This is a genomic window from Shigella sp. FJ200513, from assembly GCF_040495915.1.
Taxonomy (GTDB): Bacteria; Pseudomonadota; Gammaproteobacteria; order Enterobacterales; family Enterobacteriaceae; genus ECMA0423.
In genome coordinates, this window is the sequence record NZ_JBDYCV010000109.1 from 1 (window position 1) to 11,680 (window position 11,680).

7 protein-coding genes, 1 tRNA gene and 2 pseudogenes are annotated in these 11,680 nt (G+C 49.5%); 3 read left to right on the top strand and 7 right to left on the bottom strand.

From position 1 onward, the window contains the following. Positions 1-165 precede the first annotated feature (165 nt). Positions 166-324 (top strand): YqaE/Pmp3 family membrane protein, encoded by a 159-nt coding sequence (locus ABZJ92_RS17800; protein WP_000508176.1) that lies wholly within the window; start codon positions 166-168, stop codon positions 322-324. An 83-nt stretch (positions 325-407) separates the two neighbouring features. After that, positions 408-857 (top strand): potassium binding protein Kbp, encoded by a 450-nt coding sequence (gene kbp / locus ABZJ92_RS17805; RefSeq protein ID WP_000522424.1) that lies wholly within the window; start codon positions 408-410, stop codon positions 855-857. On the opposite strand, the gene csiR is transcribed toward kbp, so the two are convergent. The 7 genes and pseudogenes from csiR to ABZJ92_RS17840 form a co-directional block, all read right to left on the bottom strand. Beyond that, the gene (gene csiR, locus ABZJ92_RS17810; RefSeq protein ID WP_000156795.1) at positions 858-1,520 is read right to left on the bottom strand and encodes a DNA-binding transcriptional regulator CsiR; all 663 of its coding nucleotides are present in this window, start codon (positions 1,518-1,520) and stop codon (positions 858-860) included. It abuts the gene before it with no gap. A 20-nt stretch (positions 1,521-1,540) separates the two neighbouring features. Next, a complete protein-coding gene (gene gabP / locus ABZJ92_RS17815) occupies positions 1,541-2,941 on the bottom strand; it encodes a GABA permease (RefSeq protein WP_005051343.1) in 1,401 nt (466 codons plus the stop codon). 237 nt (positions 2,942-3,178) lie between these two features. Beyond that, positions 3,179-4,465 (bottom strand): annotated as a pseudogene (gene gabT / locus ABZJ92_RS17820) (4-aminobutyrate--2-oxoglutarate transaminase). 7 nt (positions 4,466-4,472) lie between these two features. Further along, a pseudogene (gabD, locus tag ABZJ92_RS17825) lies at positions 4,473-5,921 on the bottom strand (NADP-dependent succinate-semialdehyde dehydrogenase). 22 nt (positions 5,922-5,943) lie between these two features. Further along, a complete protein-coding gene (gene lhgO / locus ABZJ92_RS17830) occupies positions 5,944-7,212 on the bottom strand; it encodes an L-2-hydroxyglutarate oxidase (protein WP_353765451.1) in 1,269 nt (422 codons plus the stop codon). Positions 7,213-7,231: 19 nt separating this feature from the next. After that, positions 7,232-8,164 carry a glutarate dioxygenase GlaH gene (gene glaH, locus ABZJ92_RS17835; RefSeq protein ID WP_005051331.1) on the bottom strand — a complete coding sequence of 311 codons (933 nt, stop codon included), beginning with the start codon at positions 8,162-8,164 and terminating at the stop codon, positions 7,232-7,234. Positions 8,165-8,499: 335 nt separating this feature from the next. Beyond that, positions 8,500-10,752, bottom strand: a complete 2,253-nt coding sequence (locus tag ABZJ92_RS17840; protein ID WP_000491410.1) for an alpha amylase C-terminal domain-containing protein — start codon at positions 10,750-10,752, stop codon at positions 8,500-8,502. 558 nt (positions 10,753-11,310) lie between these two features. On the opposite strand from ABZJ92_RS17840, the gene ABZJ92_RS17845 reads away from it, so the two are divergent. Then, a tRNA-Ile gene (locus ABZJ92_RS17845) sits at positions 11,311-11,386 on the top strand. Positions 11,387-11,680: the final 294 nt, after the last annotated feature.

Genomic DNA, 11,680 nt, shown 5'->3' on the forward strand with positions numbered 1-11,680 from the left:
CACGGGAATATCTGCGGCAGCGGGCTTGTAATGGGTTAAGTGATAACAGATGTCTGGAAATATAGGGGCAAATCCACTGAAACTGGCAGGCTCCGCTAAAATTACTACGCTTAAGAGATAAAATCTCTTTTTAAACAATGAGTAATTTTCTTATAGGGAGTACATATGGGTTTCTGGAGAATCGTCATCACCATCATTCTGCCGCCGATCGGCGTGCTGCTCGGTAAAGGGTTCGGTTGGGCGTTCATTATTAATATTCTGCTGACACTGCTTGGGTATATCCCCGGTTTGATTCACGCGTTCTGGGTGCAAACCCGCGATTAAACCTGTGCTCACCCCCGCGGCGTTAACGCGCCGCGTTCCTCTGCTACACTTTCTGAGTGTTTCCGTTAACGAATGAGGTAGCTATGGGTCTGTTCAATTTTGTTAAAGATGCCGGAGAAAAACTCTGGGATGCGGTTACAGGTCAGCACGATAAAGACGATCAGGCGAAGAAGGTGCAGGAGCATCTGAGCAAAACCGGTATACCTGATGCCGATAAAGTGAACATTCAAATTGCCGACGGCAAAGCGACGGTCACTGGTGACGGCCTGAGTCAGGAGGCGAAGGAGAAAATCCTTGTTGCGGTGGGGAATATTTCCGGTATTGCCAGTGTTGATGATCAGGTGAAAACGGCGACACCAGCCACTGCCAGCCAGTTTTATACCGTTAAGTCTGGCGACACTCTGAGTGCCATTTCCAAACAGGTCTACGGTAACGCTAATCTGTACAATAAAATCTTCGAAGCGAATAAACCGATGCTAAAAAGCCCGGATAAAATTTATCCGGGGCAAGTGTTGCGTATTCCGGAAGAGTAGTTAATTGCCAGCCATCGCCTGCTGGATAATGGGAATTGGCGTCAGTAAATGCTGGCGCATTAACTCACTGGCGCGCGCTGTATCTCGCGGCAGTACCGCCGCAGTCAGGGTCTGGTGCTGATCGTGTTTATCCTCCAGCATTTCCACCGAAAGCACCGTTCGCCGCAGCCAGATAAATCGATAACGCGCCGCCAGATCAAACAACCGTTCACGCATTTGCAGCAAATAGTGAGAACCACAGCCCGCCACAATTGCTGTATGAAACGCCTGATGACGCAGATCCCACTCATCAAGCATTTTCTCGCTGGCGTCACAGGCTTCCAGCTTACTGAGCAGATGCGCTTTTGCGAGAACGTCTGCCTCCCATTCATCGCCACCGCGGGCAATCGCCAGACTGACCAGCATCGCTTCCATATTGGCGCGGGCGTCGAAAATATCGAGCAGCTCCTGCTCTGACATAGACGCCACCCGATACCCTTTTTGATTCACCACCGTGACCAGCCGTTCCGCCACCAGTTGAGAAAGTGCTTCCTGCAACGGCCCAACGCCAAGTGCATAACGCGATGTCAGTAAACTCATCCGTAATTTTTCATCCGGTTGAAAATTACCGCGAATAATATCGTTCTTCAGCCAGCGATAGCCATCCAGAGACGTAATGGTCATGGTGTGACTCCTGATCATTATCAGCGCGTATTATGAACGGGTGTTTTTTGCCACAATACCAGCTTTTTCCAGCGAGCCATAATTGGCACGGTACAGATAATCCCTATCGCTAATAAGCCGGTGGAGATCACTTCTAACTGTTGCGCCGGACGGAATAGCATCACTACCAACACAAAGGTAATAAAGCCGATGACCAGCCAGGTGAGCCAGGGATCAAGCCACATTCGCAAGCGAATTTCGCTTCCTTCTGCTCGCAGAATTTTGCGCATCCGCAACTGTGAAACGGCGATGACTAAATAAACCAGCAGGGCGATAGCGCCGGAGCTGTCGATCAGAAATTTAAATACCTTCGCAGGCGCGTAATAGTTCACCACCACCGTTAAGAATGCTGCGCCGGTGGAGAGTAACACCGCCACGTACGGGGTTTTACTGCGGTTGATTTTACCCATTACCGCGGGAGCATCACCGCGACGGCTTAAGGAGTAGAGCATCCTTGAGGCGGTATACAGGGCCGAGTTCAGGCAACTGGTTACGGAAAGTAATATCACACAGTCCATGATTAATTTCGCATGGGGAATATTGAGCAATTCCAGAACCGAGCGATAAGATCCAACGGCTTTCAGCCCCGGCATATTCCACGGTATTAATGCCACGACGACAAAAATAGAGCACAAATAGAAGATAGAAATACGCCAGATAACCGAGTTGGTGGCGCGGACAATATGTTTTTCCGGCATGTCGGATTCCGCGGCGGCAATGGTGACAATTTCTGCGCCCATAAACGAGAACATGGTGATCAACATCGCGCTTAATACCGCACCGAAACCGTTGGGCATAAAGCCGCCGCTATCCCACAATCTTGAGATCCCGCTCACTTCGGCATAAGGGTAAAAACCGCTAATTGCGACTGCACCAAGGAAAATAAAGGCCAGGATAGCGATGACTTTGCACAGCGCCAGCCAGAACTCAAATTCGCCGTAGTTTTTAACGCTTAATAAATTACTGCCAGTTAAGGCGAGGGTAATGACGAGGGAAAATAACCAGATGGGAATGCCTGGAACCCACGAGTGCAGGATCATGGCGGCGATGTTGGCTTCCAGTGGGATAACCAGTACCCAAAACCACCAGTACAACCAGCCGATGGTATAGCCCGCCCAGCGGCCAATGGCTTTATCGGCATAGGTGGAAAACGAACCGGTATCGGGCGTGGCAACTGCCATTTCCGCCAGCATCCGCATAATCATAACCACCAGTAATCCGGCGAACAGATAGGCCAGTAATACCGCCGGGTCCGCTTCGGCGATGGCGACGCTGGAACCGACAAACAGACTTGCGCCGATAACACCGGCAATAGACAACATGGTGACGTGGCGTGATTTCAGCCCGCCGCCTAACTCGTGTGGTTGCGATGATTGCCCCATCCTGAATCCTCTCGAAAGTGTGTCACTTGGGAGAGCGCCCCGACATTTCCCGCGTCGGGTCACGCGTTTAATTGTTATTGATTCTTTTTGCCGGAGAGCGGCTCCGCCTTATCCGGCCGACATAGATTTATTCCTGTTCACGTACAGATTGTCGGATGCGGCGTAAACGCCTTATCCGACTTGGATTCTCGTAGGCCGGACAAGACGCGCAGCGTCGCCTCCTGCATGGGGACGGTGCTACTGCTTCGCCTCATCAAAACACTGACCGATAATCTCCAGACCCTGACGGATCTGAGCGTCTTCAATGGTGAGTGGTACAAGGATGCGCAGCACGTTGTAATACGGGCCGCAGGAGAGAAGAATCAGGCCCTTATCGCGGGCGCGTGCCACGATCTCGGCGGTGAGTTTTGCGTCCGGTTTGCTGTGATCGCCATCTTCAAACAGCTCGATGGCAATCATCGATCCCAGCCCGCGTACGTCGCCGATCTCCGGGTGTTTTTCGGCTATCGCCAACAATCCGTCTTTTAGCTTCTGCCCCAGATCGTTGGCTTTTTGCAGCAGATTTTCCTGCTCGAACACCTTCAACACTTCCAGCGCAGCCACGCAGGCAATCGGGTTACCGGCATAGGTGCCGCCCAGACCGCCCGGTGCAACAGCGTCCATCACTTCCGCGCGCCCGGTGACGCCCGCCAGCGGGAAACCGCCTGCGATCGATTTCGCAAAGGTGGTAAGATCCGGCGCCACGCCCATCTGCTCCATCGCAAACAGCGTGCCGGTACGCCCCGCGCCGCTCTGCACTTCATCGGCAATCAGCATGATCCCGTGCTCGTCACACAGAGCGCGTAAACGCTGCATAAAGGCTGGCGACGCGGCGTAGAAACCGCCTTCGCCCTGAACCGGCTCAATCATGATGGCGGCGATATCTTCCGGCGCGGCATCATTTTTGAAGATCCGGTGGATGCTGGCGATAGCGTCATCCTCGCTTATGCCGTGCAGCGGGCAAGGATAAAGCGCGCGATAAACATGACCCGGCATCAGCCCCATGCCCGCAGAGTACGGATTCACCTTGCCGGTCAGCGCCAGCGTGTAATGCGTGCGCCCGTGATACTCGCCGCTAAAAGCGATGGTGCCGCTACGTTTGGTGGCGGCGCGGGCGATTTTTACCGCGTTTTCCACCGCTTCGGAACCGGTCGTAACCAGCAGCGTTTTCTTGGCGAAATCGCCCGGCACCTTCTGATTCATAATCTCGCACAGCTCCAGATACGGCTCGTAAGCCAGCACCTGGAAGCAGGTGTGCGACAGTTTTTTCAACTGCGCTTCCACCGCGGCCACCACCTTCGGATGCAGGTGCCCGGTATTGAGCACCGCAATCCCGCCCGCGAAATCAAGATACTCACGGCCTTAAACGTCCCACACCCGGCAGTTTTCCGCGCGGTCAGCGAAAATCGGGTGAATTTGCCCAACGCCACGGGGAATCGCCTGACTGCGGCGCTGCATTAACTCTTTATTGCTGTTCCTTCGCATTCTCCAGTTAAAGACCGATGCACATATATTTGATTTCTAAGTAATCTTCGATGCCATACTTCGAACCTTCACGACCCAGACCCGAGGCTTTGATGCCGCCGAATGGGGCCACTTCATTGGAAATAATGCCGGTATTGATGCCGACGATGCCGTACTCCAGCGCCTCGCCGACGCGGAAGACGCGGCTTAAATCACGGGCGTAGAAATAGGCGGCAAGACCAAACTCGGTGTCATTGGCTTGTGCAATCACATCGGCTTCATCTTTAAAACGGAACAGTGGGGCGAGGGGGCCGAACGTCTCTTCTTTCGACACTTTGGCGTTGGCCGGAACGTCCACCAGAATGGTTGGCTGGAAGAAGTTGCCGCCGCGTTCGTGCGCTTTACCGCCGCAAACCACACGCGCACCTTTCTCCAGCGCATCGGCAATATGCTCTTCCACTTTTGCTACCGCTTTTTCATCGATCAGCGGCCCGATGGTGACGCCTTTCTCCAGCCCGTCGCCGATGTGCAGTTTGCTCCCCGCCTGCTGTAATTTTTCGGCAAAGCGGTCATACACGCCGTCCTGCACGTATAAACGGTTGGCGCAGACGCAGGTTTGCCCGGCGTTGCGGAATTTCGAGGCCAGCGCGCCTTCCACGGCTTTATCGAGATCGGCATCGTCAAAGACGATAAACGGCGCGTTGCCGCCCAGCTCCAGCGACACTTTTTTGATGTCTTTCGCGCACTGTTCCATTAACTGGCGGCCAATCTCGGTCTAACCGGTAAACGACAGTTTGCGTACCAGCGGGTTGCTGGTCAGTTCATTACCGACCACGCCTGCCGAACCGGTGACCACGTTAAACACGCCAGCCGGAATGCCCGCGCGAATCGCCAGTTCCGCCAGCGCCAGCGCAGAGAACGGCGTCTGACTGGCGGGCTTCAGCACCATGGTGCAGCCTGCCGCCAGCGCCGGACCGGCTTTACGGGTAATCATCGCCGCCGGAAAGTTCCACGGCGTGATGGCGGCGGTGACGCCAATCGGCTGCTTGATAACAATCAGGCGCTTATCGGCCTGATGACCAGGAATGGTGTCGCCATAAATACGTTTGCCTTCTTCAGCAAACCACTCAATGAAGGAGGCGGCGTAGCTGATTTCGCCTTTCGCTTCAGCCAGCGGTTTACCCTGTTCGAGGGTCATCAGGCGCGCTAAATCGTCCTGATGCTGCATCATCAAATTGAACCAGTTGCGCAGAATGGTGGCGCGTTCTTTGGCGGTGAGCGCACGCCAGGCGGGCAGGGCGCGGTTGGCGGCGTCGATAGCGGCGCGGGTTTCATCTGCGCCCATTTTCGGCACGCTACCCAGCTTGTCGCCGTTCGCCGGATTGGTGACGTCGATGACTTCACCATTGTTGGCGTCCAGCCATTCCCCGTTAATCAACGCCTGCTGGCGGAATAAGTTACTGTCGTTAAGTTTCATTGTTACGTCCTGTTTTCAAAGGTTATTGATTAAATGCGGCGTGTAAGGCATCCACACTACGTGCCGCTCGCAGCGTGCGTCCGGGGTTACTCTGGCTTGCCAACAGCGTTTGTACCCTGCTGACAATATGCGCACCAATAGGAATTGCTGATGTCGCTGCCGGGGAGGGCGCATTGCAGGTGTGGATCGTGCGTGGGGTGGTGACAAACAGAAAATCGTCAATCAGCTTGCCGTCCGGCGATACTGCCTGCGCCCGCACACCGGCGGGCCAGGGCTGGAGATCGCTTAACGAAAGCCGGGGACAATACTTTTGCACCAGCCGCAGATAGCCGCTTTTGCACAGCGAGTTTTTCATCTCGCCCAGTCCTGAGCGTAGATGGTTTTGCAGCACCCGGCGAATCCCCGACGAGCTCAAAATCTCCAGCGTGTCACTAAATGAGAAGTCGCGCTTGCGATAGCCTTCGCGTTTGAAAGCCAGCACCGCGTTTGGCCCGACGGTCACGCTGCCGTCGATCATGCGGGTGAGATGCACGCCCAAAAATGGCATCGCGGGGTCGGGAATGGGGTAAATCAGGTGGTTAACAATCTGGTTATGCTCCGGCGCAAGGCGGAAATACTCGCCACGGAACGGGCAGATAATAAAGCCCGGTTCGAGGCCGAGCATTTTCACCAGCCGGTCAGCCATCAGCCCGGAACAGCTAATCAGCGTCGATGCTTCATATTCACCGCCCTGACGGGTGCGTATCACCACGCCGTTTTTATGCTCACTGAGGGCGCTGACTTCGGCGTTATAAATAATCTCGCCGCCTCTGGCCTGGAAGATTTTTGCCATTGCCGCCGTCACTTCGCGGTAGCTGACAATGCCGCTGGACGGCACAAAAATGCCACCAAGCCCGGTGATATTCGGTTCGCGCTCGCGCAGTTCCACGGCGTTTATCCACTCGCGCTCGATACCGTTCGCCGCTGTGCGTTCCCATAAGGCGCGCATCCGTTCCATTTCGAGCTGAGACGTGGCGACCAGCATCTTGCCGCAGTTGTCATAGCGAATGCCGTTTTGATCGCAAAAGGCTTTGGTGGCACGGTTCCCCGCCAGGCAAAACTGCGCCTTCAGGCTGCCGGGCGTGTAATAGACCCCGGCATGGATCACGCCGCTGTTGTGGCCCGTCTGGTGACAGGCCGGGCCGGACTCTTTTTCCAGCAACGCAATGCGGGCATCCGGATAAACATCAATCAGTTGCATGGCGGTCGACATGCCGATGATGCCGCCGCCAATAATCACAAAATCATACATCCGCTCAATTCCTTTGCGCTTACTGATGCGTCTGGTAGTGGTGAGTGGCGTAAGCGAAATAGCCACGCTGACGCATCAGTTCACGGCGCAGATCCGGGTGCGGAGTAAAGCGGTCGCGACCGTGCAGCCAGAACAGGTTGTTTATCAACAGGAATTTGCCAACGGGAACGGGTACAGAAAGAATGCCTTTGCTGGTTTCAATGGCATCGGAAAGCTCGCTCAACCACACGCCTTCTTCAAAATCTTTTGGCTGGACGAACTGGTCGATATAGCGCATCACCGGGCGACCCTGTTGATCAACGTCGAACACTGGATGGAAAACATCTTTGCTGACGTTTTTGCTCGGCGGCGCGGCAAAGCGCATCGGGCGACGCGCCAGTGGATGGCGGAAATAGTGGTCCAGATGTTCCCAGTCATCGATTTTCATCATCAGCACGTAATCGGTGATCTCTTCGACATACGTGCCGTCGTTGTGCAGTTCCATCACGCGGTGCGGCTGACGCAGATAGCTGTCTGAGTTATCGACATTTTTCACCACGAAACGCGCGTAATACTGACCGCTCATCGCATCGAAATTTGAGCGACCAATCAGATGCGCTACCGCCGTTGCCAGCTTCACCATCTCATCTGCCTGCGCCACATCATCGATACCTACCGCATTGATCAACAGCGCACCTTCAGCACGGTTTAGCAGGGTCTTCAACAGCAATGGTTGCAGCTGATTCGCACACAGATCGTCAAGAATTTTGCCTACCCGAAAACGCAGAAACGATTTGTACTCCAGCGCCTGCACGGGCCATTCGGCAACCTGTTCGAGAAACTGTTTGGTCGTCTGTTCGGTGAAGGTGAGTTCCAGCAGACGCGGGGATTGCGCCGACGGGATGAGAGTGAATCCGCTATAGTCCTGGCCTGAATCGACAGCGTTATTTTGTACGGCGGTCAGTGCATTCATCAGAAGCGATCCTCTTATGAGATGTAGGGTGACATGGCGATGCTCATTTCGTAGCCATAATCTAAAAATATCTACATTTCTGAAAAATGCGCACAAAAGCGACATATTGCTTTCTTATTGTGATCAAAAGCAACAAATTAGTAACATTTAACGTAGGGTATTAAGGCAAAGTGAGACAGGAAATGAATAACTAAAGCAACAGGTTAGGGGGAGTTAACATTAGAGAACAGATTATCTGGTCGATAAAAAACAGTAAATGGCTTCACTACAAAATGACCGTTAGTAAACTAAACATATTATCTGCCCCGTTTTATCGGGGCAGATATAACATTAAATTATAAATAGAGATAGTTCGGCGGTTCTCCTGTTTTCCCTAAAAGAAGAGCGCTACGCCTAGGAATATTGATATTTAGAGATCCGCCTCTAAGCGTAAATACTTTACAAGGGGGGATAATTTTTCGGGTATTATTAATAATAATGTTAACGCTATTACTCCCCATGTTTTTATATATTCCAGGTTGCAATTTGTTAGGCCAGGTACCTTCAACTTCTTCGTTTCCTTTATTTATTATAACTAGTCCATCATGAGGAGAGTGATTAATGTTCACAGAATCCCCACGACTAAAGGCCAGAACGTTTTTAGTTGCAAATACACCCTCAAATGCGCTCCATATTCCTGCTTTATCTATATATAATGCGTGGAATTCATTGTAGAGCTGCTGATAGGTAGAGCAACCTTTATTAAGCCACGCCTCACCACCGACACGCGTGGGCCCATCATAATTTTTAATTTCAGTCGTTGATTTTAATACCTGGCCATCCCAGTAAACTAAAGGCCTGCTGAACGGGAGAGCGGCCATATATGCCATTGCTAATTGTTCATCTTGTTGATGGTTAAATAGAAAGTCATTGAAAAGATTGCCATTGTTAGGAAAATCGTGGTTAATGTTAATCAATATCCGTCTTTCTGATGGGATGCTTGAGATTGTGGAACCCGGTTTTGATGCAAGGGTTAGGAGATCTCCCCCGAATGAAAAGGCTTTTATCGTCTTCATGAGCAATGAAAAATCAATGGCGCTTAAATCATCTCTTTCATAAAGCAGCGATGACATTTGTTCTTCATTCAACTGACAAGTTACCAGATATTCCATGTAATTCATAACGGTTTTTTCATGATATTTTGGGTTAAATAAGTTAGTATTGTGTAATCGCTCATTATAATTTTTAAGCGGTGGGGTTATTGATCTTTCTATTTGTTCATGTTTTGAGTGTTTTGCTGCATCATAACGTAAACCTCGTACGCCATATTTTCGCATTTCACGAACGTATTGATTTTGCAACATAATAACCTGGTCACTTTTGGGGGTTGTTTTAGGCATTCCATTTAAACTCTTTTCTTTTAATGCATGGAGGTTTTTCCATTCATCCTTAGAGATGTTATCTTTACTTGCTTCGAAGTCTTTTGCAGTGAGATGTATATCTTCTGGATGGATTTGTTTACGTTCTTTTGTTACTGGATCTTTAATGAATGGAATCAAAACCTGACCTTGCCAATAGCCAGGGATACCACTTTCTATATCTTTACTGATCTTCGCTCGTATATCAGCAGAGGGATAATCCAGGTCATTTTTACCACTTCCCCCGATTCCCATAAAGTTAAAGGTATAATCAGGAATGATATCGATACCAAATTTTTTAGCATCTTTAACCAATGCGATAAAATCCTGCAAATCCCCCATTGGATTATGGATGGTACAAAGATCTTCGGGTTGATAAGCGTGAAACCAGTAACCTTTTTCTTCTTCGGGAGTTTCTGGTCCGTCGGCGCGGAAAGTTGTCACTGGAGGGATTTGTATATACCCATAATGGGAACGTGCAAACTCAGACATATTTTCCCTGATTTGCTGGTAGGTGGCATTAAAAGCATGAAGAATCGCTTCGCCAGGTTTTTTGGGGGTGATGATTTCACATTGTGATTTCTGAACAGCAGTAAGAGATTTACGCTCAAGTGTTTGCCGTAGATGTTCTGGATTGATTAGTATTTTAAATGTTTCTTGCTGTCCGGAAGGTGACGTCACGTTAATATTATATACATCGGCTGCTAGCTCATAGTCAGGAATGTTAATAGCATATGCAACATACTTATCTTTTGGGGACGGTTTGTCAGATATAATGTGAGTGAAATGTTCAGCTGGACCATACTGATGAACACCACTGTTATCACCTCTTTCAACCATTGTATCTCGTTGATAAACCCATGTTTTCCCTTCTCCTATCCTGTCTGGCGCTGTAATGCTACTCTGTGCAGCTTTATTCAGCTCTCGGTAAGTTGTATCTGGAGAAAGGGAAATTTTATAATCGTTTTTTAACAGATCATTAATGACTTTTTCTGCGTGAAAAGTTGATATAATTTCTCTGTCTTTTAAATCCTGAGGATAAACTCCACAAGCATTAATAATATTTGTTATACAGTTTAGATATTCTAATGTATTAAATTTGGAATTTAGATCCCCATCAGTAATGTTCCATGATAACAATGTGGGGTTGTCGATAGGTAAATTTCCAGGTCCTGGTTTTATAGAAAACATAATAACGTTCCTCTAATGGTAGAGTAATATGATGTATACGAAAACATAAAAATGTTTAATTGTTGTGAAAGTAATTGCAAACAGATGTCCTATTTTTATCCAATATCTATATGGAAAAGGATAATGTTTAAATCTGTTTTTTAATTATCGATGTGGTCTGGAGAGGCAACTGTCAAAAATCGCGCATACGAAACTAATGATTAGCAGAATAAGATCTATGAAAGAATATATTGCTATATGAAGTTTATTTTTATGGAGTGAAAAGTAACAGATATCATAATGATGCGAAAACTCTTCAGCTAATGTAATAAAGTTATATTATTAGATACAAAATCATTACAAAGTATCATTGAATCGATGATAACTATAGATAGTGCTAATTATTAACATTTGCTTGTTGACTGCGAGTATCGACTTTGCGAATGGAGGCGGTGTCGGGTTTTATGTCGCGTGTAATCACGACCCAAGGTGAATGGGAACGCATAAAAATCTGTTATTTACATCATAAGATCATCATGTTTATTGCGTGGTTTATAAGTATTGTTATTGCATACTTAAGGCCCTTTAGCTCAGTGGTTAGAGCAGGCGACTCATAATCGCTTGGTCGCTGGTTCAAGTCCAGCAAGGGCCACCAAATCATCATTCATGTATCAGGAAGAGTTAAGGGTACAAGGGGTACTCGATGGCGGTCTATATTTCATGACTAACGCCATTTCAAGGAAGAAGTGCGGTGGGTGGTTTCGAATGAGGGCTGGTGTTTTGGTACGTGGCACGCCACTGCAATGTATTTATTCATCAGTACTCATTCAAAAGTACCTGGAAAAAATGCCCGCTATGCCAAGCGGGCAAATTGATCCTACCCACGTAATATGGACACAGGCCTAAGCGAGGTTCTGGTTTTCAAATTGTTCCGGATTGAGGCCGCCAC